Source organism: Microbacterium phoenicis, assembly GCF_047302325.1.
GTDB lineage: Bacteria > Actinomycetota > Actinomycetes > Actinomycetales > Microbacteriaceae > Microbacterium.
Genome location: NZ_CP154849.1, coordinates 2,124,679 through 2,149,552 on the forward strand (window position 1 = coordinate 2,124,679; position 24,874 = coordinate 2,149,552).

The 24,874-nt window shown below is 69.6% G+C and carries 23 protein-coding genes and 1 tRNA gene; 10 read left to right on the forward strand and 14 right to left on the reverse strand.

The features are described from left to right. Positions 1-47: 47 nt before the first annotated feature. Positions 48-2,432 (forward strand): ATP-dependent DNA ligase, encoded by a 2,385-nt coding sequence (locus ABCU91_RS10485; RefSeq protein WP_413353627.1) that lies wholly within the window; start codon positions 48-50, stop codon positions 2,430-2,432. 9 nt (positions 2,433-2,441) lie between these two features. Here ABCU91_RS10485 and ABCU91_RS10490 read toward each other — a convergent pair whose 3' ends face one another. From ABCU91_RS10490 to murI, 5 genes are all read right to left on the reverse strand, one after another. Then, positions 2,442-2,804 carry a bleomycin resistance protein gene (locus tag ABCU91_RS10490; protein ID WP_413353628.1) on the reverse strand — a complete coding sequence of 121 codons (363 nt, stop codon included), beginning with the start codon at positions 2,802-2,804 and terminating at the stop codon, positions 2,442-2,444. A 23-nt stretch (positions 2,805-2,827) separates the two neighbouring features. After that, positions 2,828-3,739 carry a cation diffusion facilitator family transporter gene (locus ABCU91_RS10495; protein ID WP_413353629.1) on the reverse strand — a complete coding sequence of 304 codons (912 nt, stop codon included), beginning with the start codon at positions 3,737-3,739 and terminating at the stop codon, positions 2,828-2,830. Between the two features lie 96 nt (positions 3,740-3,835). Further along, positions 3,836-4,429 carry an RdgB/HAM1 family non-canonical purine NTP pyrophosphatase gene (gene rdgB, locus ABCU91_RS10500; protein ID WP_406924078.1) on the reverse strand — a complete coding sequence of 198 codons (594 nt, stop codon included), beginning with the start codon at positions 4,427-4,429 and terminating at the stop codon, positions 3,836-3,838. Further along, the gene (gene rph, locus ABCU91_RS10505; protein ID WP_307470199.1) at positions 4,426-5,169 is read right to left on the reverse strand and encodes a ribonuclease PH; all 744 of its coding nucleotides are present in this window, start codon (positions 5,167-5,169) and stop codon (positions 4,426-4,428) included. The genes rdgB and rph overlap by 4 nt, the downstream gene beginning before the upstream one ends. Then, on the reverse strand, positions 5,166-5,993 hold the full coding sequence (gene murI / locus ABCU91_RS10510; protein ID WP_413353630.1) for a glutamate racemase: 828 nt from the start codon (positions 5,991-5,993) through the stop codon (positions 5,166-5,168). Before murI ends, rph begins: the two co-directional genes overlap by 4 nt. A gap of 56 nt (positions 5,994-6,049) precedes the next feature. On the opposite strand from murI, the gene ABCU91_RS10515 reads away from it, so the two are divergent. Beyond that, on the forward strand, positions 6,050-7,378 hold the full coding sequence (locus ABCU91_RS10515) for a nicotinate phosphoribosyltransferase (RefSeq protein WP_413353631.1): 1,329 nt from the start codon (positions 6,050-6,052) through the stop codon (positions 7,376-7,378). Here ABCU91_RS10515 and ABCU91_RS10520 read toward each other — a convergent pair. From ABCU91_RS10520 to ABCU91_RS10530, 3 genes are read right to left on the reverse strand one after another with little or no spacing between them, the layout of a single operon-like run. Next, positions 7,357-7,623: a DUF3039 domain-containing protein gene (locus ABCU91_RS10520; protein ID WP_091354268.1), complete on the reverse strand. Its 267-nt coding sequence runs from the start codon at positions 7,621-7,623 to the stop codon at positions 7,357-7,359. The genes ABCU91_RS10515 and ABCU91_RS10520 overlap by 22 nt on opposite strands. 41 nt (positions 7,624-7,664) lie before the next feature. Beyond that, positions 7,665-9,218 (reverse strand): hypothetical protein, encoded by a 1,554-nt coding sequence (locus tag ABCU91_RS10525; RefSeq protein ID WP_406924075.1) that lies wholly within the window; start codon positions 9,216-9,218, stop codon positions 7,665-7,667. Beyond that, a complete protein-coding gene (locus ABCU91_RS10530; protein WP_413353632.1) occupies positions 9,194-10,342 on the reverse strand; it encodes an ABC transporter ATP-binding protein in 1,149 nt (382 codons plus the stop codon). The genes ABCU91_RS10525 and ABCU91_RS10530 overlap by 25 nt, the downstream gene beginning before the upstream one ends. Positions 10,343-10,608: 266 nt before the next feature. Between ABCU91_RS10530 and ABCU91_RS10535 the strand changes: the two genes are divergently transcribed. The 6 genes from ABCU91_RS10535 (at position 10,609) to ABCU91_RS10560 (ending at position 17,250) form a co-directional block, all read left to right on the forward strand. Continuing rightward, the gene (locus ABCU91_RS10535; RefSeq protein WP_413353633.1) at positions 10,609-11,298 is read left to right on the forward strand and encodes an NTP transferase domain-containing protein; all 690 of its coding nucleotides are present in this window, start codon (positions 10,609-10,611) and stop codon (positions 11,296-11,298) included. Positions 11,299-11,335: 37 nt separating this feature from the next. Next, positions 11,336-12,172, forward strand: coding sequence for a hypothetical protein (locus tag ABCU91_RS10540; RefSeq protein ID WP_406924563.1), 837 nt, complete (start codon positions 11,336-11,338; stop codon positions 12,170-12,172). A gap of 9 nt (positions 12,173-12,181) precedes the next feature. Beyond that, complete coding sequence (locus tag ABCU91_RS10545; RefSeq protein WP_406924073.1) at positions 12,182-12,406, forward strand: SCO4848 family membrane protein; 225 nt, start codon at positions 12,182-12,184, stop codon at positions 12,404-12,406. A gap of 76 nt (positions 12,407-12,482) precedes the next feature. Continuing rightward, on the forward strand, positions 12,483-13,625 hold the full coding sequence (locus ABCU91_RS10550; protein ID WP_307470210.1) for an acyltransferase family protein: 1,143 nt from the start codon (positions 12,483-12,485) through the stop codon (positions 13,623-13,625). A gap of 29 nt (positions 13,626-13,654) precedes the next feature. Continuing rightward, positions 13,655-16,186, forward strand: coding sequence for a CDP-glycerol glycerophosphotransferase family protein (locus ABCU91_RS10555; RefSeq protein ID WP_413353634.1), 2,532 nt, complete (start codon positions 13,655-13,657; stop codon positions 16,184-16,186). Next, positions 16,183-17,250, forward strand: coding sequence for a glycosyltransferase family 2 protein (locus tag ABCU91_RS10560; protein ID WP_413353635.1), 1,068 nt, complete (start codon positions 16,183-16,185; stop codon positions 17,248-17,250). The genes ABCU91_RS10555 and ABCU91_RS10560 overlap by 4 nt, the downstream gene beginning before the upstream one ends. Before the next feature lie 6 nt (positions 17,251-17,256). Here ABCU91_RS10560 and ABCU91_RS10565 read toward each other — a convergent pair whose 3' ends face one another. Genes ABCU91_RS10565 through ABCU91_RS10575 form a run of 3 tightly spaced genes read right to left on the reverse strand, consistent with a single transcriptional unit; the run spans position 17,257 to position 21,455 of the window. After that, positions 17,257-18,702, reverse strand: coding sequence for a CDP-glycerol glycerophosphotransferase family protein (locus tag ABCU91_RS10565; protein ID WP_413353636.1), 1,446 nt, complete (start codon positions 18,700-18,702; stop codon positions 17,257-17,259). Further along, positions 18,699-19,940, reverse strand: coding sequence for a CDP-glycerol glycerophosphotransferase family protein (locus ABCU91_RS10570; protein WP_413353637.1), 1,242 nt, complete (start codon positions 19,938-19,940; stop codon positions 18,699-18,701). Before ABCU91_RS10570 ends, ABCU91_RS10565 begins: the two co-directional genes overlap by 4 nt. Positions 19,941-19,991: 51 nt before the next feature. Further along, positions 19,992-21,455 carry a S1C family serine protease gene (locus ABCU91_RS10575; protein ID WP_413353638.1) on the reverse strand — a complete coding sequence of 488 codons (1,464 nt, stop codon included), beginning with the start codon at positions 21,453-21,455 and terminating at the stop codon, positions 19,992-19,994. Positions 21,456-21,581: 126 nt separating this feature from the next. Here ABCU91_RS10575 and ABCU91_RS10580 point away from each other — a divergent pair, with 126 nt between their 5' ends. Continuing rightward, the gene (locus tag ABCU91_RS10580; RefSeq protein ID WP_413353639.1) at positions 21,582-22,790 is read left to right on the forward strand and encodes an aminotransferase class I/II-fold pyridoxal phosphate-dependent enzyme; all 1,209 of its coding nucleotides are present in this window, start codon (positions 21,582-21,584) and stop codon (positions 22,788-22,790) included. Between the two features lie 15 nt (positions 22,791-22,805). On the opposite strand, the gene ABCU91_RS10585 is transcribed toward ABCU91_RS10580, so the two are convergent. Together ABCU91_RS10585 and ABCU91_RS10590 are read right to left on the reverse strand one after the other, a co-directional pair. Next, positions 22,806-23,615, reverse strand: coding sequence for a carbon-nitrogen hydrolase family protein (locus tag ABCU91_RS10585; RefSeq protein WP_406924066.1), 810 nt, complete (start codon positions 23,613-23,615; stop codon positions 22,806-22,808). After that, on the reverse strand, positions 23,612-24,121 hold the full coding sequence (locus tag ABCU91_RS10590) for a DUF6328 family protein (RefSeq protein ID WP_413353640.1): 510 nt from the start codon (positions 24,119-24,121) through the stop codon (positions 23,612-23,614). The genes ABCU91_RS10585 and ABCU91_RS10590 overlap by 4 nt, the downstream gene beginning before the upstream one ends. Before the next feature lie 82 nt (positions 24,122-24,203). Here ABCU91_RS10590 and ABCU91_RS10595 point away from each other — a divergent pair. Next, positions 24,204-24,277 (forward strand) — tRNA-Met (locus tag ABCU91_RS10595). A 57-nt stretch (positions 24,278-24,334) separates the two neighbouring features. On the opposite strand, the gene ABCU91_RS10600 is transcribed toward ABCU91_RS10595, so the two are convergent. Beyond that, positions 24,335-24,808 carry a MarR family winged helix-turn-helix transcriptional regulator gene (locus ABCU91_RS10600; RefSeq protein WP_413353641.1) on the reverse strand — a complete coding sequence of 158 codons (474 nt, stop codon included), beginning with the start codon at positions 24,806-24,808 and terminating at the stop codon, positions 24,335-24,337. Positions 24,809-24,874 lie beyond the last annotated feature (66 nt).

Here is a 24,874-nt window from a genome sequence, read left to right on the forward strand (position 1 = left end):
CCCCGCCGACGCGACGACCAATGGGGGTTGCGCACTAATCTGGCCCCATGCCAGCCGCGCCGCAGGAGGTCGTCGTCGACGGACGCCGACTGCGGCTGACGAACCTCGACAAGGTGATGTACCCCGAGACGGGGACCACCAAGGGCGAGGTCATCGACTATCTGACGCGGATCGCGCCGGCGATCCTCCCTCATCTCGACGGCCGACCGGTCACCCGCATCCGCTGGCCCGACGGGACGGGCGCGGGCTCGTTCTTCGCGAAGCACCTCGAGGCGGGCGCGCCGTCATGGGTCGCCCGGAGACCGATCGAGCATTCGACCGGCGCGAAAGACTATCCGCTCGTCGACGGTGTCCCGACCCTCGTCTACCTCGCGCAGGTGGCGTCGATCGAACTGCACGTCCCGCAGTGGCGTTTCGACGCCGAGGGCGTGAGACGCAACCCCGACCGGCTCGTACTCGACCTCGATCCCGGCCCCGGTGTCGGCCTCGCCGAGTGCGCGGAAGTCGCCCGGTGGTCCCGCGAGATCCTCGCCGACCTGGGCATGGAACCCCTTCCTGTCACGAGCGGCAGCAAGGGCATCCACCTGTACACCCCGCTCGACGGCAGCCGCACGAGCGACGAGATCAGCGCCTTCGCGAAGGAACTCGCGCGAGCGCTCGAGGCCGATCATCCCGACCTCGTCGTGAGTCAGATGTCCAAGGCCGCCCGGCCGGGGAAGGTGTTCCTCGACTGGAGCCAGAACAACGGCAAGAAGACCACCATCGCGCCGTATTCGCTGCGGGGCCGTGAACGTCCTACGGTCGCCGCGCCGCGAACGTGGGCCGAACTCGACGATCCCGACCTGCGACACCTGCTCTTCGACGAGGTCCTCGACCGGGTCGCTGCGGGCGGCGATCTGATCGCGCCGCTCGCGCCCACGGGCACGGGGCCGCTGACGTCCTACATCGCCAAACGCACCGCGGCGCGGACCCCGGAACCGGTGCCGAAATCCCCCGCTGGTTCCGTCCGCCCGGCATCCTCCCGGTTCGTCATCCAGGAGCATCACGCGAGGCGACTTCACTACGACCTCCGGCTCGAGCGCGACGGCGTCCTCGTCAGCTGGGCGGTGCCGCGCGGCATCCCGGAGTCCCCCTCGACCAACCACCTCGCCGTCATGACCGAGCCGCACCCGATGGAGTACCTGGATTTCGCCGGAGACATCCCCGCCGGTGAGTACGGGGCCGGATCGATGTCGATCTGGGACACCGGCACCTTCGAGCTCGAGAAGTGGCGCGAGGACGAGGTCATCTTCACCGCGACCGGACGCGGCGACGGCCCGCTCGGTACCATCAAGCTCGCGCTCATCCGAACGAGCGGCGACGGGGAGAAGTCGCAGTGGCTGCTGCATCGGATGAAGACGGATGCCGCGGCTCCCCCCTCCCCTCATACCCCCTCGAACGCGCCGCCCCCTGGGCCGACACCAGCACCGGCGCCGGCGCCGATGCTCGCGACATCCTCGACCGCAGCGCTTTCGCGGCAGGCGGCGACCCGGTGGGGTCCGTGGGTCGAGTTCAAGTGGGACGGGGTGCGCGCCCTCGGGATCTGGGACGGCGAGCGGCTCCGCCTCCGCGCCCGAAGCGGGACGGACATCACGGCGCGGTATCCCGAGCTGACCGGCGGCGATCCCGGGTTCGGCGCCGCGCCCTGCGTCGTGGACGGCGAGATCGTCGCACTCGACGATCGCAACCGGCCGAGCTTCTCGTTGCTCCAGCACAGGATGCATCTCACGAAGGCCGGCGAGATCGACCGCGAGTCCGCGCGGATCCCCGTGCAGTTCCTGCTGTTCGACCTCCTCGAGGTCGACGGGACGGATGCCGCGCCACTCCCGCTCTCGCACCGGCGCGAGCTGCTGGAGAGCGTGGCCGAGAAGACGATCGACACGATCGTCGTGCCGCCCGTCGCGAGCGACGTCGACGACGCCCTCGCGACGGCCCGGATGCTCGGACTCGAGGGCGTGGTCGTGAAGGATCCCGCGTCCGTCTACCGCCGTGGCGTCCGCAGCGAGCAGTGGCTCAAGGTGAAACTGACTCTGATGCAGGAGGTGGTGATCGGCGGCATCCGGCCGGGCAAGGGCGGCCGCACCGGCGAGATCGGTTCGCTGCTCATGGGAGTGCCCGCCGAGGGTGGTCTGCACTACATCGGTCGCGTCGGATCGGGTATCAGCGAGGCGACGCTCGCCCGCCTGGATGCCGCACTCTCACCGCTCCGCACCGCCGAGAACCCTTTCATCGACATCGGCCGTGCCGAGGCATCCGACGCGCTGTGGGTCAGACCGGAGATCGTCGGCGAGGTGGAGTACGCCGAGGCGACACCGAGCGGAACCCTCCGTCACGCCCGATGGCGAGGACTCCGCCCCGACAAGACTCCCGCGGACGTGCGCATCGAAGATTGACGGCGACCGTCACCCGTTCTGGACGAGAGTCAGCTGAGTGCCGTCGGGGTCCACGAGATACGCGACTCGCCCGCCCCACACCTCGGTCTTCGGCGGATGCCGCCGCGGGAAGCCGGTCGCCCCCTCGGGCACACCGGCGTCGGATATCCGTCGGTACCATGCGTCGAGGTCATCCACCCGCAGACAGCACATGACCGCGTTCGCCGCCGGGTCGAGCACAGGATCGGGGAAGAACTCCAGCTGCAGCTGCTCCCGGCGCAGGATCAGCCAGTCCTCGGCGCGGTAGACCACATCGAAGCCGAGCACTCCGTAGAACCCGACAGTGGCGTCGAACCCTCGGGACGGCAGGTTGGGGGTGGCGAAATCCGTCATCGGAGATCCCTTCAGGTCGGGGGTCACGCGTGGGCTTCGTGCTCGACGTGACCCGCCGGCTCGAGCTGGAACGTCGAGTGCTCCACGTCGAAATGGCGGGCGAGGCAGGACTGTAGTTGGGACAGAAGCAGACCCGCGCGGTCGTCGGCGAAGTAGTCCGTCGCGACGACGACGTGCGCCGTGAACACCGGCGCGCCGCGCGTGAGCTGCCAGACGTGCACGTCGTGCACGTCGACGACTCCCTCGGTGCCGAGGATGTGGTCGCGGATGTCGGTGACCTTCGTCCCCGCTGGCGCCCGCTCCCCCAGCACGGCGAAGACCTCCCTCAGCAGGGTGATGGCGCGCGGCACGATGAGGGCGGCGATGACGAGCGAGGCCACGGCGTCGGCCGTCATCCATCCCGTCAGCCAGATCACGCCCGCCGCGATGATCACGACGACCGACCCCAGCAGGTCGCCGAGGACCTCGAGGTACGCGCCGCGCACGTTGATACTCGTGCGCTGCGCGACGCTCAGGACGAAGAGCGACACGCCGTTGGCGACCAGCCCGATGATGGCGACGACGAGCATCGGCAGACCTTGCACCTCGGCCTCAGCGGGGCGGATCAGTCGCCCGACGGCCTCGACCGCGATCCAGGCTCCGAGGGCGATCAAGATCACGGCGTTGAGCAGAGCGCCGAAGACCTCGGCGCGCTGGTATCCGTACGTCTGACGTTCGTCGGCGGGGCGCGCCGCGACCGAGGCCGCGATGAGGGCGATGACGAGCCCCGAGCTGTCGGTGAACATGTGGCCGGCGTCCGCGAGCAGCGCCAGCGACCCGGTCAGGATCGCCCCGACGAGCTGAACGATGAGCACCGTGGCCGTGATCCCCAGGGAGACCGCGAGCAGGCGTCGCGGATGTCCTCCCCGGATGCCGGCGGGTGCGTGATCGTGCATACCTACGAGGGTAGGACCCGCCGTCCCCCCGACCGGCCCCATCGGCGAACTCGGGAATGAGTCCGATTCTCAGCCTCAGCGGGCGGGGGCGGGTCCTCAGAGGGTCGCGAGCAGGGGTCCGAGCGAGGCGAATGCCCGCGCGCGGTGCGACGACGCGTTCTTCTCGGCCGGCGTCAACTCCGCCGCGGATCGGCCCGCCGCGTCGTCCGGCAGGAATACGGGGTCGTAGCCGAAGCCGTTCTCGCCCGCGGGCGCCGCCGCGAGACGCCCGGGCCAGACACCGGTCACGACGTGCTCCTCACCGCCGGGGACGACGAGAGCGATCGTGGAGACGAACTGCGCCGTCCGGTGCGGATCGGCGATGTCGGCCAGCTGGTCGAGCAGCAGCTCGTAGTTCGCGACGCCGTCCTTCTTGTGACCCGCCCAGTAGGCGGAGAACACCCCGGGCGAGCCGCCCAGCACATCGACGGCGATCCCGGAGTCGTCCGCCATCGCCGGAAGGCCGGTGTGTGCGGCCGCGGCGCGCGCCTTGATGAGCGCGTTCTGCGCGAACGTCACGCCGTCTTCGACAGGCTCGGGTCCGTCGTAACCGACGACCTCGAGATCGGGACGGGTCGAGGCGACGATCGCCCCGAATTCCTCGACCTTGTGGGCGTTGTGGGTGGCGAGGACGATGCGGCGCGTCGTCACGCGAGCTCCTGCGCCAACGCGGCGAGCTGCGCCTCGCGGAGGTCGCCGCACCCGTTGACACCGAGCTCGAGGAGGGCGTCGAGCTCGCGCTTGTCGAACGGCGCACCCTCCGCGGTGCCCTGCACCTCGACGAACAGCCCGCGGCCGGTGACCACGACGTTCATGTCGGTCTCGGCGCGGACGTCCTCGACGTAGGCCAGGTCGAGCATCGGCTCGCCGTCGATGATGCCGACCGACACCGCCGAGACGGAGTCGAGGAGCGCCTTGGCGTTCTTACCGACGAAGCCCTTGGCCCGACCCCACTCGATCGCGTCCGCCAGGGCGACGTACGCACCGGTGATCGCCGCGGTGCGGGTGCCGCCGTCGGCCTGCAGGACGTCGCAGTCGATGACGATCGTGTTCTCACCGAGGGCCTTCGTGTCGACGACGGCCCGGAGCGCGCGGCCGATGAGGCGCGAGATCTCGTGGGTGCGACCACCGACCTTACCCTTGATCGACTCGCGGTCGTTGCGCGAGTTCGTCGCACGCGGGAGCATCGCGTACTCAGCGGTGACCCAGCCCTTGCCCTTGCCCGTCAGCCAGCGCGGAACGCCGTTGGTGAAGGATGCCGTGCACAGCACCTTGGTGCCGCCGAAGGAGATCAGTGCGGAGCCCTCGGCGTGGGCGCTCCAGCCGCGTTCGATCGTGACGGGTCGCAGCTGGTCGACGACGCGGCCGTCGGCACGGGTGGTCTCGCTCATGGGGTCTCCTTGGGTAGATCGATAGCGCCGGTCTGCACGAGCCGGACGGCGCTGACGCCGCGACCCATCAGCCGATCGGCGAGTCGGATGAAGTCGTCGGCGGAATCGCCGGTGGCCTCGTACACGTGGGTCGGAAGCGCGTCCGGCCCTGCCAGCAGGTCGCGGGAGACGAGCTGCCGGTAGACGTCCTTCGCCGTCTCGGTGTCGCTCGAAACGAGAGACACGTCCGGACCCATGACGTAGCTGATGGCCCCCTCGAGGAACGGGTAGTGCGTGCACCCCAGGACGACGGTGTCGACGGCGGCGTGGCGAAGCGGTGCGAGGTACTCCTCCGCGACGCGCAGGACGTCGGTCGTGTCGGTCACTCCCGCTTCGACGAAGTCGACGAAGCGGGGGCACGCCTGCGCGAAGACGCTGAGGCGTTCGTTGACGCCGAGCATGTCCTGATACACCCCCGAGCCGATGGTGCCGGCAGTCCCGATCACGCCGATTCGTCCGTTGCGCGTGGTCGAGATAGCGGTCCGGACCGCCGGCCCGATGACCTCGACGACGGGCACGTCGTAGCGCTCTCGCGCGTCGCGCAGCAGCGCGGCGGAGGCGGTGTTGCACGCGATGACGAGCATCTTCACGCCCTGGTCGACGAGCGAGTCGAGGACCTCTAGACCGTACCGCCGGACATCGGCGATGGGCTTGGGTCCGTACGGGGAGTGCGCGGTGTCGCCGATGTAGAGGATCGACTCGCGCGGGAGCAGCTGCGAGACGGCACGGGCCACGGTGAGACCGCCCACTCCGGAGTCGAAGATCCCGATCGGTGCGTCCGTCACGATCGACCAGCCTAGTCTCGGTCCGACCCGACTCCGCGCCTGGATAGAGTGACCGGATGGCCACGTCCACGGCATTGCTGACCGACCGCTACGAACTCACGATGCTGGATGCCGCTCTGCGCGACGGCACCGCGAATCGCCGGTGCGTCTTCGAACTGTTCGGACGGCGTCTTCCGGGCGGCCGCCGCTTCGGCGTCGTCGCCGGCACCGGCCGCCTCCTTTCGGAGATCGCGGATTTCCGCTTTGAAGAGGCTGAGCTCGCCTACCTGCGCGACAACGACATCGTCAGTCCCGAGACGGTCGGCTACCTCGAGGGCTATCGGTTCACCGGCACGATCAGCGGGTACCGCGAAGGCGAGATCTACTTCCCCGGCTCCCCCATCCTCACGATCGAGGGCACGTTCGCCGAAGCGGTGATCCTCGAAACCCTGGCGCTCAGCATCCTCAACCACGACTCGGCTGTCGCAACAGCTGCCGCGCGTATGAGCATCGCCGCCGGCGACCGTCCGCTCGCCGAGATGGGGTCCCGTCGCGCCGCGGAACGTTCCGCCGTCGCGGCAGCACGGGCCGCCTACATCGCGGGCTTCTCGGCGACCAGCAATCTCGAAGCCGGACGCTCGTGGGGCATTCCCACGATGGGTACCGCCGCACACGCCTGGACGCTCCTCCACGACACCGAGGAGGATGCGTTCCGCAGCCAGATCGAGGCCCTCGGCACGGGGACGACGCTTCTCGTCGACACCTACGACATCCGCCAGGGAGTCGAGACCGCCGTCCGGGTCGCAGGCACCGGGCTCGGCGGCGTCCGGCTCGACTCCGGCGACCTCCCGACCGTGGCCGCTTCCGTGCGTCAGCAGCTCGACGAGCTCGGCGCGACAGCGACACAGATCACCGTGACGAGCGACCTCGACGAATTCGCGATCGCGGCACTGGCGGCATCCCCCGTCGATGCATACGGCGTCGGAACCTCTGTCGTCACGGGATCCGGCACGCCGACGGCGGGAATGGTCTACAAGCTCGTCGCCCGGCAGGGCTCGGACGGCGGCTGGGTGCCGGTGGCGAAGGCCTCGACCTCCAAGGCGTCCATCGGCGGTCGCAAGGCTGCATTCCGCCGCCGCGCCGACGGGGTCGCCACCGCAGAAGTCATCGCCGTCGCCGACGGCTTCGAGGAGCTCGACGCCCCCTCGGCCCACCCCGACGCCCGCCCGCTGCAGACCGTGCTCGTCGAACACGGCGAGACGGATGCCGCTCACCTCGGCCCAGACGGCGTCTCTGCTGCGCGCGCGCATCACCTGCGCGTCCGCGAGGAGCTTCCCGTGACGGCGCTGGCGCTCAGCCGCGCCGATCCCGCTCTGCCGACCGTCTACGAGGTCAGCGAGGCGTAGATCTCCTTGCACGTCGGGCAGACCGGGAACTTCTCGGGATCACGTCCCGGCGTCCACTTCTTGCCGCAGAGTGCGCGCACCGGTTTGCCGGTGATGGCGGACTCCATGATCTTGTCCTTCTTGACGTAGTGCGAGAACCGCTCATGGTCGCCCGGCTCGATGGACTCCTCGCGGATGAGCTCCTCGAGCTCGCGGTCGAGTGTGGCGAGGCCGCCCTGATCAGGGCTGTCGATCGGCGTGCTCATTCCCCCGAGTGTACTGGGGTCGGGGCCGCGGTGGCCGGGCGTCAGAGGGTTTCTGCGAACTCCATGATGCGTCCGGTGCGACGCTCGAAGAGCGCTCCGCCGACAGCGATGCCTACGACCAGCACACCGACCCCGACGCCGATACCGGACCAGAACGACGTCCACGCGGCATCCTCGTCGCCACTCAGTGACAACCATCCCCACCAGAGCGACGGGGCGGAGAACACGATGGCGCCGAAGAGGACGACCGCCTGGGTCACCCCGCCGCCCGTGCGCTGCGGCTGCTCGAACGGCCCTTCGCCGGGGCGCGAGACGGCGTAGGGCGCCGCGACCGACGCGATCGAGCCCAACCCGAGACCGGCCGCGAACAGCGAGATGCAGACACCGACGAGGGCCGGGAGGACGGCCCACCGGCCGTGCAACCAGATGGACCCCGTGATCATGAGCGCCAGCAGCGGGATGCCGATCATGAGGATGGGCACGAGCCGTCCGATCCGGTCTGCGACACCGCGCACCCCCGCGGAGATGTGGAGCCAAACGCCGGTCGAGTCGTAGGCCAGATCGTTGTGGATCAGCCATCCGAGGAAGAGGGCGAGGATCGGCGGAGGGATGAGCGCGACGGTCTGCAGCGGAACGCCGACGATGAGCAACGGCGTCACGATCAGGATGGAGGCGATCGGCACGACGATCACGTTGGCGAGGTAGCGGGCATCGCCGAACCAGTAGACGATGCTGCGCGCGGCGACCGCGCCGCCCGGCAGCCCGGGCATGACGGCGAACCAGCCGAGGCCGCGACGCTCGCGGACGGGAACCGGGCGCTCCGTCCGGGTCATCATCAGCTGGACCAGCAGATACCACGCGAGCGCCAGGAGAACGATCGTTCCCACCGCGACGAGCAGCGACGCGACCAGCGCGCCGCCCGCCCGCACCGCGATCGCGGGCGCCGCGCCGAAGGGAGTGATCGCGAGCACCTGAGCCGCTTCCGTCAGAGGCGACGGAAGCCCGCCCGACCACTCGAGCGAGAACGCGAAGGCGGCCACCGGGATCACGACGACTCCCGCTGCCGTCACCATCAGCCCGGTCAGCTGCGGCGAGCGTCGGTCTCGCAGAGCGACCGCCGACACGGCCATGGCACACCGCGACGCGAGCACCGTCGTGGCGACGAGCAGGACGGCACTGAGGACGGCCTGCCAGACCGGGGCTCCGTGTCCGGTCGCCGCGACGGCCATCGCCACGGCGATCGCCAGCACGACGACACCGGGGACGCCCAGGGGCGACGCGGCAGCGACCGTCCAGGCGACGGTCCGCGGCTCAGCACCCGTCGTGACGAAGCGGCGCGGATCGAGGGGGTCATCGGCGCCGGCGAACAGCGGTATCAGCAGGAACCCCGCGATCAGCGCCGCGCCTCCCACCACGGCCAGTGTGGCCGCTTCGTCGGCCGGGACGCGGTCGAGCCTGACGAAGGCGACGCAGACGGCGGCGACGGCGACCGCGAGGACACCGAATGCGATCAGGCGGCGCGCGACGACGGCAGGGCGTGCATTGAGCGCGCCGATGAGAAGGGCGAGTCTCAGTCGGAGTACGTGTGCAACCACTCCAGGCCTTCCACATCGCTGATTCCGCCGGAGAGCTGGACGAAGCGCTCCGCGAGAGTCTTGTCGCCGCGTACCTCGTCGACCGTGCCCTGCGCGAGCACCTGGCCGGCGACGATGACCGCGACCCCGTCGCACACCCGCTCGACGAGCTCCATGCCGTGACTCGAAAGGACGACGGTGCCGCCTCTCGCGACGTACGCCGACAGGATGTCGAGGATGACGGCGCTCGAGACCGGATCCACCGCCTCGAACGGCTCGTCGAGGACGAGCAGCCTCGGCGCGTGGATCATCGCTCCCGCCAGCATGATCTTTTTCGTCATGCCTGCCGAATAGTCGGACACCGGACGCGCCAGTGCGGCGGTCAGGTCGAACGCGCGCGCCAAGTCCTGCGTGCGCTCGGTGACGACAGCGGGGCGAAGCCCGCGCAGCACACCGTAGTAGTGGAGGAGCTGACGACCGGTCAAACGGTCGAACGTGCGCAGACGGTCCGGGAGGACCCCCATGAGCGCTTTCGCGCCCCGAGGATCGCGGCGAAGGTCGACGCCGCCGACCTGTATGGAGCCGCCGTCGGGACGCAGGAGACCCGCGATCATCGACAACGTCGTGGTCTTTCCGGCGCCGTTCGGTCCGACGATGCCGTAGAACGTGCCGGCCGGGATTTCGAGATCGACTGCGTTGACGGCGAGGGTCCGACCGAAGGACTTCGACACCTTCGACATCCGGAGTGCGGGAGCCGTGCCGCTCTGGGCGACCTCTCCCTCGCCGGGCGCGGACAGCACGGCTGTGACGGGCGCGGGGCCCTCCGGCTCGAGTTCGGGCTCCGGCTCCGGCTCCGGCTCCGGCTCGAGTTTGGGCTCCGGCTCCGGCTCCGGCTCGAGTTCGGGCTCGGGCTCCGGCTCGAGCTCGGGCTCGAGTTCGGGGTCGGGCTCCGGCTCAGACTCCGGGTGTAGCTCGGTGTCGGCCTCTCCTTCGTCCCCGACATGGATCTCGGGATCTGTGCGGGTGCCTTCGAACTGTGCCGCGGCGACGGATGCCGGCAGATCGGGCTTCGGCGGAAGGGCGACGGTCGCCTCCTCATCAGCGGGGGCGTTCGCCCCTCGGGCTGCGGCGACATCGGCAGGCAAAGGTGGCGGAGGTGGGACAGCGGTGCCGGCGCCGGACACTCGTGCCTTACCGCGGGGCTGTCGTGTCTTCGGAGGCGTCACTCCTCAAACCTACCAAGGGGTGACCACCGTCTCCTGGGACCTCGTAACCGCAGCACGGTTATCACGAATGCGCAACGCCATACCCGGATTCGGGCCTTTGCCAGGCGCCCCGGCTACCATTTAGCTGGCACAAGGATGTGTCTTTCCGATGTACGGACAGTGACCACATCGTCAGGAGCACCCCCGTGACCAAGATCGTCATCCTCGCAGCCGGCATGGGCTCGCGGCTCGGCCGCAGCCTGCCCAAGCCGCTGACGCCGCTGAGCGACGGCCGCAGCATCATGGGCCAGCAGCACGACAACATCCACGCCGCTTTCGGGCCCGCGGCATCCATCACGACCGTCGTCGGCTACCGCGCCGAGACGATCGTCGAGGCGTTCCCCGACGCCGACTACGTCTACAACGACCGTTACGACCAGACGAACACCTCGAAGAGCCTGCTGCGCGCACTGAAGGCCACGGGCAAGTCCGGCGTCCTCTGGATGAACGGCGACGTCGTCTTCGACCCGCGTGTGCTCGGCCGCGCCATCGCCCTCATCGAGGCGGAGCAGTCCTTCGTCACCGTGAACACGTCGAAGGTCAGCGACGAAGAGGTGAAGTACACCGTCGACGCCGACGGCAACATCGCGGAGCTGTCCAAGACGGTCGCCGGAGGGCTCGGCGAGGCGGTCGGCATCAACTACATCTCGCGTGCCGACAAGCCGGCGCTGATCGCCCAACTCAACCACGTCGACAACCAGGACTACTTCGAGCGCGGCCTCGAGCTCGCCGTCGCCGAGAACGGGCTGAAGCTGCGTCCCCTCGACATCTCCGACCTCTATGCGGTCGAGGTGGACTTCGCCGAAGACCTCGACCGGGCGAACTTCTACGTCTGACGCACGAGGCGGCGCTGGGGAGCCCGCCGTGAACCCTGTGACGGCGAACGTCCCCCGAATCCATTCGCTGCCGGATGACTCGGCCTGGGCAGGTGGACTGCCGCCGGTCGGTTCGTCGGAGCATCCCTGGCTCATCCGGATACTGGACCGCGTCCTCGCCACCCAGCGCCCGGCGGTCCTCTCCCATCTCCGGGCCATCCGTGCGCGGCATCCGGATGCCGCACCCGCAGACATCTGCCGGATCCTGGAACGCCGCTATCTCGCAACGGTCACGACCGGCGGAGCCGCCGTCGGTGCCACGGCGGTCGTCCCCGGCATCGGAACCGGGGTGACCCTCGCACTCGCCGGTGCGGAGACGGTCGGCTTCCTGGAAGCGACGGCACTGTTCGCGCAGTCACTCGCAGAGGTGCACGGCATCCGTCTGTCCGATCCCGACCGGGCGCGCGCGCTCGTTCTCACCCTGATGGTCGGGCGCGAGGGTGTGGACCTCGTCAGCCAGTTCGCCGGGCAGGTCAGCGGGGGCGGAAAGCCCCGGCAGGCCTACTGGGGGGAGCTGGTCACCACATCATTGCCCCGAGCGATGGTCGGACCTCTCCTCGACCGACTGAAATCCGCTTTCATCCGCCGGTTCGCCGTGCAAGGCGGCGTCTCGGTGGTCGGCCGTGCGCTGCCCTTCGGGGTCGGCGCCGTCGTCGGCGGCAGCGGCAACCACATCCTGGGTCGGCGCGTCGTCACGGGTGCCCGGCGCGCCTTCGGCGCTCCTCCCCCGGTGTTCCCCGCGGAACTGACCGTGACGCCCCCGGACGCTGAGAAGCCTCGGCGTCTTCGTGGACCGCGTCGTCGCGCGCGGCACGGCGACGAGATCAACGGGTAGCGTGGCCGGGTGATCCCGGTACTCGTCACTCTGCTCATCCTCAACGGTGTCTTCAACGCCGTCGTCTGGCCTGCCTTCTACCGACGCGTGGCGCGCGACGAACGTTCGCGGGACGAGCGTGGTCATGCCACTCGCTTCCTTGTCGTCCACACGGTGTTGATCGCGGTGGCACTCGTCCTCGCGGCGGTCTCGATCCTCGCCGGGATCATCGCCGCGACAGGTGCCTGGACCTGACCCGCGCGGCCTGCACACCCCGTGGTGCGCGCGCAAGTGGTTCGGCCCGCCTCGCAACACTGACTAGCGTTGTCGGGTGGTAACGACTCCCCCGACGCACCCGCCCGGCCGCATCCGAAGCCTCGACGGCCTCCGTGGAGTCGCGGCTCTGGTCGTCCTCTTGCACCATTGGCTGCTGATCGCACGCCCGCTGCTCGAGGGCACCGTCAGCTGGGCAGTGATCTCGGAGTCGCCGGTGAAGCTCCTCACGGCCGGCAATGAGGCGGTCCTCGTCTTCTTCGTCCTCTCGGGGCTCGTCGTAGTCCTCCCCGTGTTCCGCGAGAACTTCTCCTGGATGGGATTCCTCTCCGCACGAGTCGTTCGACTGTACGGACCGGTCATCGCCTCGTTGGGACTGAGCGCCCTGCTGATATTCCTCGTTCCGCGCGACCGGTCAACGATGCCCCCGGGGTCCTGGATGGCCGAGACGCACGCCGAGAGCGTCACGTGGCAGTCGTTCCTCGCTCAGGCATCCCTCGTCCCGCGTCAGTACTCCCTGAACAACCCCCTCTGGTCGCTCCACTGGGAGCTCCTGTATTCCATCGTCCTGCCGCTCGCCACGGCTCTCGCGCTCCTCGTCCGGCGGCACGCCCTGGCCGCGGTGCTCCTCTGCTGCGCGCTGAGCGTCGCAGGTCGCCTGTTCGAGCAGAGCGAACTCCTCTACTTCCCCGTCTTCGTGATCGGTACGATCATGGCCGCGCGCATGCCCGATCTGCTGGCGTGGGTCGAACGCCCGCGACCTCGGTGGTTCATGCCGCTGTTCACGCTCGTGAGCGTCCTCATGCTCATCGGCAGCTGGCTCGCGCGCCCGATCGTCCCGAGCGGCACCGACCTCAGCCAGGTGCTGTGGGCCTTCGCCGCCCCCGGCGCTGCGGGGATCGTCCTCGTCGCGCTCGCGTGGGGACCCGCGATCCGGCTGTTCGAGACGCGCCCGATCCAGTGGCTCGGCAAGATCTCCTTCAGCCTCTACCTCGTGCACGTCCCCGTGCTGGCAACCCTCGCCTTCGCCTTCGGTTCCGAGGCATGGGGGCTCGTCGGCCTTCTCGGCATCCCGATCAGCCTGCTCGTGGCCTGGGGGTTCTACGAGGTTGTCGAAGCTAGAATGCATAAGGCGGCGCGACGCGTCCACCGAGCTGTTGCGGCGCGAGCCCGTCGCCGGGCCGGTGAAGTCGCGCCCTGACCTGCCGTCGACGAGAGCACAGCACATACATGCGTTCGCCCCTTCCGCCCGCCGTCACCCGTGCTGTCCGCTCGGCGCTGAGCCGCGCGAAGCGCATCCCGACGTCGGAGCAGATCGCCTGGGCGAGATCCCGGCCGATCCGGCACCGGACGGTGGTTTACGAATCCTTCGCCGGCAACGGCGCGCTCTGCAACCCCGAGGCGATCTTCCGAACGCTGCTCGCCGACCCCGAGTTCGCCGATCTGACGCACATCTGGTCGATCAGTGATCCGGATGCCGCGGCGGCACTTCGCGCGGAGTTCGCGGACACCCGCAACGTCGTCATCGTGGCACGCGGGAGTGCCGCGTACTGGCGCGCGGTCTCGACGGCCGGATATCTCGTCAACAACGCCACTTTCCCTCCGGCGTTCAGCAAGCGCGTCGGCCAGGTCTACCTGAACACCTGGCACGGGACGCCCCTGAAGCTCATGGGCTTCGACATGCCCGGCGGTGCGCGGGAGTCCGCCAACACCCTGCGCAACCTCCTGAACGCCGACTACCTCCTCGCCGCCAACCCGTTCATGGCCGAGACCATGTACGAGGATGCGTACCAGCTCCGCAACGTCTACCGCGGCGCGATCATCGAAGAGGGCTATCCGCGTATCGACCGGCAGTGGATGTCGGATGCGGAGCGGGAGCAGCGCGTCGGTGCGCTCGCCGCTCAGCTGGGCACGTCGCTGACCGGGAAACGCATCGTGCTGTTCGCCCCGACCTGGCGGGGCAACTCCTTCCAGGCCCCGGATGCGGATCTCGCGCACCTGGCCGACCAGGTCGCCGGACTCCAGCGGGAGCTCGGCGACAAGGTCGCTGTGCTCCTGAAGACCCACCAGGTGGTGCACCGGGCGGCCAGCGGCATCCCGGCTCTGCGGCGTGTCCTCGTGCCGAACATCGTCGCGACGAACGTCCTCCTCGGGCTCGCCGACGCGCTCGTCACGGATTACTCGTCGATCTTCTTCGATTACCTGGCGACCGGCAGACCCATCGGCTTCCTCGTTCCCGACGGCGACGCGTACTCCGCCGATCGAGGCACGTACATGCCGCTCGACGAACTGCCCGGCCCCGTGCAGACCGATCCTCGGGCGCTCGGGCGCGACCTCGCCGACCTGCTGCGACCGGATGCCGCGGCACACCCGCGGTACGCAGAATGGGCGGAGCGATTCGTCCCGTACGACGACGGCCGAGCGACCTCTCGCGTCGTCGACGTCGTGTTCCGTGGCCGCGAGGAGGGACGCCGCGTGCGCCCCGTGCGGCGGGACGACCGTCCCCGTCTGCTGTTCTACCTGGGCGGGATGCGTCTGAACGGCATCACCACGGCCGCCGTGAACCTCCTGAACTCGCTCGACACCGAGCGCTACGACGTGACGGCTCTCATGGCCTTCCCCCGGGGGGCGACGACCCGTCACAACCAGACACGCCTGAACCCGAACATCCGTCAGATCTTCCGCGTCGGCGGCATGAACGGCCTGAAAGCACGTCAGATCATGCGACGCGTCGCGGATGTCAGCACCGACCCGCTCCGCGCGCACCGCCGCCTCGGGCATCGCACACTGTGGCGGGACGAGTGGACACGCATCTTCGGGTCGGCCAAGTTCGACTGGGTCGCGGATTTCAGCGGATACAGCCCGTTCTGGGCGCACCTGATGCTGCACTCGCCTCGCGCGGTGCGCGCGATCTGGCTGCACAACGAGATGGCCGCCGACCGCGACCGGACGGTCAACGGCAAGCAGGCGTTCCGGCGTTCGCTGGGGCGGGTCTTCGCGATGTACCGGGCCTACGACCAGCTCGTATCCGTCTCCCCTGCCCTCACGGATCTCAACCGCGCCGAGCTCGCCGACTACGCCCGCCCGGACAGCTTCGTGACCCTCAGAAACCTTCCGGACCTCGTCTCCGCCGAGGCCGTCGACGAGCGCGACGAAGACGGGGACGAACCCGAGGACGACGCGATCCTGGGGCAGGTGCTCGAGGCCGCGCTCTCGGCCCCCGGCATTCGGAGGTTCGTCTCGGTGGGCCGACTGTCGACCGAGAAGAACCATGCCCGCCTCATCCGCGCGTTCGCGCGCCTCGCATCGGAAGCTCCCGACTCTCAGCTCTTCATCGTCGGCGGCGGGCCGTTGCGCGCGCAGCTCGAGCAGCAGGTGCGGGATGCCGGTCTGACCGGACGGGTCTTCCTGACCGGACCGCTCCGGGACCCGGTGTCCGTCATGCGACGGTGCGACTGCTTCGTCCTCTCGAGCGACTACGAGGGGCAGCCGATGGTCCTCATCGAAGCCGCCCAGTTGGGGCTGCCCATCGTCTCGACGGCGTTCGGCTCCGCGCGCGGCGCTCTGCCGGGCGATGACATGCACATCGTCGATCGTGACGACGAGGCGCTCGCCGAAGGGATGACCGCATTCCTCGAGGGCCGGGTCGCGCCGGCATCGCTCGACGCGGAGGCGTACACCGCGGAGGTGCTCTCGCAGTTCGATGCGCTGATCCCGCGCGGTGCGCCCGTGCGCGCTCCCCACGCCACGGGCACGCAGTGACGGTCGACGCGCCGGTTCCGGCGCCCGACGCCGGCGTCACGTTCGTGATGCCCGTACTCAACGAGCGCGATTACCTCGAACGTGCGGTCGAGACGGTCCTGCAGCAGGACGTCGACGGCCCCGCCGAGCTGATCCTCGCCCTCGGACCGTCTTCGGACGGGACGACCGAGCTCGCACAGCGGCTGGCCTCGGCCGACGAACGCATCCGCCTCGTCGACAACCCGCGAGCCGACATCCCCGTCGCGCTGAACCTGGCGATCCGCGCGGCGCGGCATCCCACCATCGTCCGCGTCGACGCCCACTCCGAACTCGCGCCGGGGTACACGCGTCGAGCGCTCTCCACGCTGGACCGCGTTCGCGCCGCCAACGTCGGCGGTGTGATGCGCGCGGACGGGCGCACCCCGTTCCAACGAGCCGTCGCGATCGCCTACAACTCCCCGGCCGGCCTCGGTGGGGGCGCGTACCACGGCGGCGCCCCGGAGGGACCTGCCGAATCCGCATACCTCGGCGTCATGCGCCGGAGGGTGCTCGAGGAGGTCGGCCTCTTCGACGAGTCGATCCGGCGCGGGGAGGATTGGGAGCTCAATCTCCGCATCCGGCAGGCCGGTTACCGGGTGTGGTTCGACCCGGAACTCGCCGTCACCTACTGGCCGCGCGAGAGTTGGGCGCGTCTTGCCCGCCAGTTCGTCGCCACGGGCACGTGGCGCGGGGAACTCGTCCGCCGGTTCGGACGCCAGAACTCACTGCGTTTCTTCGCCCCACCGGCGCTCGTCGTCGCCCTCACGGTCAGCATCGTCCTCGGCGCGCTGCAGGTCACGGGGCTCGTGAGCGGACTTCTCGCAGCGATGCTCTCCGTCGTCCACCTTCCCGTGGCCCTCTACGTCCTGGGAGTGCTCGCGTTCAGCGCGATCGCCGGACGGACCCTCGGGCAGCGCGCGTGGCTCGCGGCGGTGCTCCCCACGATGCACCTCGCGTGGGGCGCTGGCTTCCTCATCGGCGCCCTCAGAGGCGCTCACGACACCGTCGACACGTCCCGCCTGGACCGCAACACGCCGCTGCCCTGACGCGCCTCAGTCGCGGAGGATCATGCCCTGGTCGAGGAGCCTGGCCACGATGCGCTCGGCGGCCCGCCCGTCGTCGCGGGCGTTGAACCGCGCGACCCACGACGCGTAGCGTTCGGCGTAGCGCTCGGGCGTGCCCGCGTCGGTGAGCGCCGCCGTGAGCTCCTCCTGCGTCGAGGTCAGCGGGCCGGGCGCCCGTGCGGCCAGGTCGAAGTAGAAGCCGCGCAGCTTGCCGCGGTAGTGGTCGAGATCCGGAGCGAAGAAGTAGACGGGCTTACCGGTGACGGTGAAATCGAACATCACCGAGGAGTAGTCCGTGATGAGCGCATCCGCGGCGAGCAGGAGCGCGGAGGTGTCGGGGTAGGCCGTGACGTCGACCACTCGCGAGCCGGTCGTGTCCGTGCCGGGCACCAGGGTGCGCGAGTGTCCCCGCACGAGGACCACCGCACCGGCGTCGGCTGCCAGTCGTTCGAGGTCGAGGAAGTCGACCATCTGATCCCGGTCGTCCCGCCACGTCGGCGCGTAGAGGAGGACCCGCTCCCCCGGTGAGACGCCGAGACCCCGGCGGATGCGATCCCTGTCGCCCGTCGAGAGGACGTCGTTGCGCGGGTACCCCTCCACCCAGATCGGTCGTCGACCGAATGCATACGCCTGGGCGAGGATGCCGGCCGCGTAGGGGTTCTGTGCGAGGAGGACGTCCCATCGCCTGCTCTCGCGGATGACGGCGAGGATGCGACGAGGGTCGAATCCCGGACGCTGAAGGGCAAGACGCTTCAGGGGGGTACCGTGCCAGGTCTGCAGGACCCGCTGGCCGGGACGGCGGACGAACCGCTTGCGGAGCCAGTCGTTGACGACGAGAAGACGCGCCGCCCCCCGGACCCGCCACCACTCTGGAGACCCTTCGACCACGGGGACGGCGCCGTCGGGTACCTCGACGGAGCGGTCGGCCACGCTCCAGTACCGCGTCACCTCCGGAGCGACGCGAGCGAGCTCCGCGTCGATCGCTCGGGGGTTGCAGCTCGCGTTCCGGCCGTAGAAGCTCTCGAACATCACCGCGTTCTCGAGCGGAGACGATGCGCGAGCATAGGCGTCTTCGAGCGCGGACTGGCCGCCGACGGAGGCATCCGCGTCCGTCAGCGGGGGTGAGACGATCACACGCCCACCATGGACCTCGACGGCGAGCATCTCGCCCACCGCCCGCGGGAACGCCACGAGATCTGCGGCGTGGACATCGCGGCCGTCCGCCGCGACGCGGTATGTGCCGCTCGGGAGGGCGAGAAGCGGGCCGCCCCATCGCGAGATGCGCAGCGGGACCGTGGCCCGCCATCCGGCATCCGTCTCAGCGATGGAGCCCGCGACGCGGGCACGCGGACCCTCGAGACGGATGTCGGCAGGAGCCGTCCCCGCCCCCTCGAGGATGAGCGCGTCTCCCGATGCCAGTGCGGCCTGGATCATTCCTTGCCCTTCGTCGTTCGCGATGCGTCGAGACCGCGCCGGATGGCGCGGTACACGCGCTCGGCGTTCCGGCCGTCGCGGTAGGCGTGGACCTGGGAGCTGAGGTCGCGTGCTCGCGCGATCCGCCGGGCGCGGTCGGAGTCGTCGAGCAGAACGGTCGTGAGGCGGCGCGCGACCTCGCCCCACGTGGTCGCCGCATCCTCGCCCGCGAGGTCGCCATATCTGCCGTAGAACCCGCGTTCGACGGCGTACCGGCGCTCGTCCGGAGCAAAGAACACGACGGGAAGCGGGATGAGCGCCGTGTCGTAGATGAGGGAGGAGTAGTCGGTGATCAGCGCGTCGAACGCCGGGAGGACCGGCGTGACGTCGGCGATCAGGCCCGTTCCCATCCGCCGGACGCGGTCCGTTCCCGGGGGTGGCGCGTACTCCCCCGCGCCGAGGGGATGCGAACGGATCACGAGGACGGCGTTCGCGGCGTCGAGCGCCTCGATGATCGTCGCCCATTCGTCCGGCCCCGGGATAGCGGGATCCGGCGCCCCGTCGCGCCACGTGGGCGCGTAGAGCACGAGGCGCGCGTCGGAAGCCGGTCCGACCAGCGCCTCGACCGAGGCCCGCGCGTCGGCCGCCGAGCCGTCGGCGAGCACGTCCACGCGAGGTTCACCGGTGACCGGAATCCTGTCGTAACTCAGCCCGAAGGCCGACTCCAGGCGTCCGCGGACGAGATGCGACGCGGCGGGCAGCAGACGGATGCGTCGTTGCGTGCGCCGATAGGCGTACCGCAGGAGGGGAGCCAGTCCCGGCAGGTTCACCGGCGCTTTCGCGGTGACCGGGGAGTCGAGTCCGAGGCGCTTCAGAGGGATGCCGTGCCACAGCTGGACGAGGAACGATCCCGCTGTCCCGTACCGGTTCACATCGCCGGCACCGTGGGTGACGACGACCACCCGGGCCCTGGCAGTGAGCCAGAACCCGCGCACACCGCCCTTCGGGGCGAACGGGACTCCGGCGCGTCGGGCGGCAGCGGCATCCTTCTCGGATCCCGTCAGCCAGACGGCGTGCTCCCCGTTCGCCGCGGCGACCTGCCAGAGCGCCCACGCTCCCTCGCCGATTCCGGCGGCGGAGCCGAACACCCACAGATCCTTGGACCGAGGGATGAGACGCGTCGCGACGAGACCCAGCGCGTGGAGTGGGAGTCTCAGCACCTGCGCCGCATTGCCCGACGAGAACGAGAACGACCCCATCCCGCGAGCCTATCGCGGGATGGGGTCGCGCCTCGGAGGTCGCTGGAGCGATCAGTCGGTCAGCGTGCCGAGCGTGACGTCGGCGCTCTGCGACCTGCCGTCGCGGACGTAGACGAGGTTCGCCGAGCTGCCTGCCGCCAGAGCGCGGACCTGGGCCGTGAGGTCGGTCGCGTCGCGGACCGGGACTCCCTCGAACTCCGTGACGACGTCGCCCGCCTTGAGGCCCGCCTGCGCTGCTGCGCCGCCCGGGGTCACCTGGCTGATGAGCGCACCGGCGACGGTGCTGTTCTCCGCGTCCGCGGCATTGCCGACCATCGCGCCGAGCAGGCCGTGGGTGGCCTTGCCGTCCTTGATGATCTCGTCCGCGACGCGCTTGACCACGTTCGACGGGATCGAGAAGCCGACTCCGATGGAGCCCGCCTCGCTGGAGGAGGACGAACCGCCGCCCGCTGTCGCGATCGCGACGTTGATGCCGATGAGGTTGCCTTCATCGTCGACGAGTGCGCCACCCGAGTTCCCCGGGTTGATGGCGGCGTCCGTCTGGATGACCGCGATCGAGATCGTTCCCGACGAACCCGAACCGCGCTGCTCGCCCTGGCCGAAATCAAACTGGAACGGCGACTCGCCGTTCTGGCCCTGTCCCTGCTCCTGCTCGCCCGAGTCGGGGACGGCGGAGGAGGCGATCTGGATGGAGCGGTTCAGTGCGCTGACGATGCCGGTCGTGACCGTGTTGGACAGGCCGAGCGGGGCGCCCACAGCGACGGTCGTGTCCCCGACATTGAGCTTGGCGGAGTCGGCGAAGGTGATGGGAGTGAGGTCGGTCGCGTCCGTCAGCTTGATGACGGCGAGGTCGTAGATCGGATCGGTGCCCACGATCTTCGCGTTGAAGACGCGGCCGTCGGAGGTCGTGACCCGGAGGGACGCGTCGGAGCTCGCTCCGTCCAGGGTCACCACATGCGTGTTGGTGACGACGTAGCCGTCCTCGCTGAGGATGACTCCGGATCCCGTACCGCCGCCGCTCGACGACGTGGCGCTGATGGTCACGACGCTGGGAAGTGTCTTGGTAGCGATGCCCGTGGTCTGGTTGACCTGGTCCGGATCGTTGACTGTGATCTGGGTCGACCCCTTGGGCGCGACCGCAGCCGCTTGCGGCTGGAAGACGTCGTTCCCGATCGCTGCACCGCCGAGGCCCGACACCGCGCCCACGATGGCCGCGGCGACGAGCACCGCCACGATCTTGCCCGAGCCGACCTTCGCGTCGTGAGACCGCTCCGCCGCCGGCTCACCGGGCTGGGGCTGCGTCGAGAACGCCGCGCCCGGGGCGTGGCGGCCGGCATCATGGGCGCCCTGCGGGTGGGGCGCCTGCCCGTACCACCCCTGGCCGGAGTGATGCGCAGCCGTGGCCTGGGCGTCCGGGGCACCCCGGTGACCGGGCGCACCGGATTCAGGCAAAGGCGGACGCGGGGGCACGTTCGCTCCGGACGTGTTCGGGTCGGGGGTGTTCGAATCGCTCATGGGACTGCTCCTTTTTCGAGGCGACTTCAGAGTGCTCCCGGAGTCTGTGGACCAGCTATGCCACCCCTCCGATCAGCCTATGGGAGTGCACCGGGCATCCGGGCCGCCCGGCGATACGCTGGGCTCGTGCTGCACATATCCGGCGCCTGGCAACGCGCGGCCCGCGGAGCGGGCCTCCTGTCCCCCGACGGCGACCTGACCCCCACGATCTTCGCCGAGATCACGGCGGCGGCCCTCCGGCACGACGCCGTCAATCTCGGCCAGGGCTTCCCCGACGAGGACGGGCCCGCCGAGGTGCTCGACGCAGCTCTCGCCGCCATCCGCAGCGGCGTCAATCAGTACCCGCCGGGGCGCGGCATGCCGGTCCTCCGTGAGGCCGTCGCGGACCACCAGCACCGGTTCTACGGCGTCGACCTCGATCCCGACCGCGAGGTCCTCGTCACCGCGGGTGCAACGGAGGCCCTGACCGCCGCTATCCTCGCGCTCCTCGACGGCTCCGACGACGAGGTCGTCGTGTTCGAACCGTTCTACGACTCCTACGCGGCTGCGGTGGCACTCGCCGGGGCGCACCTCATCCCGGTCCCGTTGCGGTGGCCGGGCTTGGAGCCGGACCTGAACGATCTCCGGACCGCCGTCACCGACCGGACCCGGATCATCCTCGTCAACGATCCTCACAACCCGACCGGAACGATGTTCTCCGCCGAGGTCCGCGCGGAGATCGTCCGGCTCGCGCATCTGCACGACGCGCTCATCTTGACCGATGAGGTCTACGAGCACCTCGTCATGTCGGGCAGCCACACACCGATCGCGACGCTCCCCGGTGCAGCCGAGCGGACGCTCACGATCTCGTCGGGAGGGAAGACGTTCCGCACCACGGGATGGAAGGTCGGGTGGATCAGCGGGCCCGCTGATCTCGTGGACGCCGTCCTTGCCGTCAAGCAGTACCTCACCTACGTGAACGGGGCACCGTTCCAGCCCGCGATCGCCGTCGGCCTCGGTCTGCCCGACCGATACTTCGAGGATCTGGCGACGACCCAGCGGGAACGGCGGGACCTGCTCGGCGCCGGACTCGTCGCCGCGGGATTCGAGGTGAGCACCCCCGCGGGCTCGTACTTCACGGTTGCCGACGTCCGCTCGATGCTCGACGAGGGGGAGGATGCCGCCGACTTCTGCCGCGCGCTCCCCGAGCGCGTCGGCGTGGCGGCGATTCCCGTGACGGCGTTCGTGACGCCCGACCACCAGTCCGAGTACGCAACGCTCGTCCGCTTCGCATCCTGCAAGCGGACGGACGTCATCGCAGAGGCTGCGCGGCGGTTGGCGGCATCCGCCCGCTGATTCGGGACGCGCGCGTCACACGCGCGGCGCGACCGTGTACCGGCGCAAGGCGAGGGCGGGGTTGACGCGGCGCACCCGCTCAACGGCACGCGCGTCGACGAAGGCGACGGCGACATCGGTGGCCGTCCCGATGTGCACGACCGGCACGCCCTGCGGGTCGATGACGACCGAGTGCCCCACGCCGAGCGGCGGCGGATGGTCCGCGCCGGCGACGTACAGGGTGTTCTCTATGGCGCGGGCCTGCAGCAGCGTGCGCCAGTGGTCCTCTTTCAGGGGGCCCCGCACCCATTCGGCCGCGACGAGGACGACGTGCGCTCCGGTGTCCGCGAGCACACGGGCGACCTCTGGGAAACGGAGGTCGTAGCACGTCATGAGGGCGAACCGGATGCCGCCGGCGTCGAACGTCTCGGCGACGTCGATGTCCCCCGGCTCGACCCAGTCCGATTCGCGCTGCCCGAAAGCGTCGTACAGGTGGAGCTTGCGGTACCGCGCGACGACGCCACCGGCATCCACGGCGACGACGGTGTTGCGGACTCGGCCCGGGGACGCAGCCCGTTCGACCAGCCCCGCGACGATGTGCACGTCGTGTGCCGCCGCGAGCGCGGTGAGCGCGCTGACGAACGGTCCGTCGAGGTCCTGCGCGTGATCCGCCAAAGAGGCGTCGAAGGGGTCGACGAAGTAGCTCGAGTACTCCGGGAAGAGCACGACGTCGGCACCGCGGCGGCGTGCACGCTCCACCAGGTCCGCGATCGCGTCGAGGTTGGCCGACTCATCGGCGGTCGGAGCGAACTGGGCCACGGCGACGCCGAGGGGCGTGACGGTCATGAGGTCCTCTCCGAACGACGACGGGCGATCACGGGTAAGACGACCCACAATCCGACGATGACGGCCGCGAGACCGACACCCGCCACCCAGGATGCCGCACCACCGACGACGACGTCGAACACGAACACCACGACGCCGACGAGGAGCAGGGACACCAACCCGAGCGAGCCCAGCATGCAGAAGTGACCGAAGCGGACGATCGCCGGCTTCGCACGCCGCGCGAAGAGGAGCCGGTGGACCGATACGGGAGCGAGCGCGACGACGGCGCTGAGCGCCGAGAGCACGACCAAGACCAGGTACATCGCCCGCTGTGTCGTGTTCAGCTCGCCGAACGAGGGTTGGAAGGCGAGGGCGAGAAGGAACCCCGTGAGGATCTGGGTTCCGGTCTGGAGCACGCGCAGCTCCTGCAGGACCTCGCTCCAGTTGCGGTCCGCGCGCTCGTCCCGCGTCTCGTCCCGACCGTCGGGTTGGGCGTCCGAAGTGACATCCGACTCTCGCGCAGACATGTCCTCATCCTTCCCATTCCGGACGCCATGTGCGCCCCGATTCGCGTCCCCCCGAATCGCGTGCTAGTGTTTTCTCTTGTGCCGCGGGGTGGAGCAGTTCGGTAGCTCGCTGGGCTCATAACCCAGAGGTCGCAGGTTCAAATCCTGTCCCCGCAACGAAAAAGAAGGCGTTCCCTCTCCGGAGGGGACGCCTTCTTCGCGTGTCAGGGCGGGTCACTCCGGCACCATCGCTGTCTCCATGTCCGCCAGGAAACGCACGATCGCGCGAAGCTCCGCATCCGTGTAGGCGTCCGCGGCGGTCCGCATCCGCCGCAGCCTGTCGCCGAAGTGACGACGGAACGTCGTGCGCGCCTCGTCCGTCAGCACCACGATCCGAGCGCGACGATCGTGCGGATGCGGGATGCGGGTCAGGTAGCCGTCCGCGGTGAGCCGGTCGAGCAGCTTCGTCGTCGACGCCGTCGAGATGGCGAGGTGGGACGCCAGGTCGTTCGGCTTCACGACCTCGCCGTGCTGCTCCCGGATGATGAGCATCCGCAGCGCCGCGAGATCTGTCGCGTTCATGTCCATGTCGCCGCGCATACCCGCGTACATTCGATCCAGAGAGTCCGAGAACGCGCGAATGGCCTCGAGCGCGTTCATCACGACGGCCTCACGTTCGGTCGTCGGGATCCACGGTTCTGCAACCATTGGACACCTCCTGGGTCGGTAGGTAGCATGACGGATGATCGCTAGATAATCTAGCAACTTACGGAG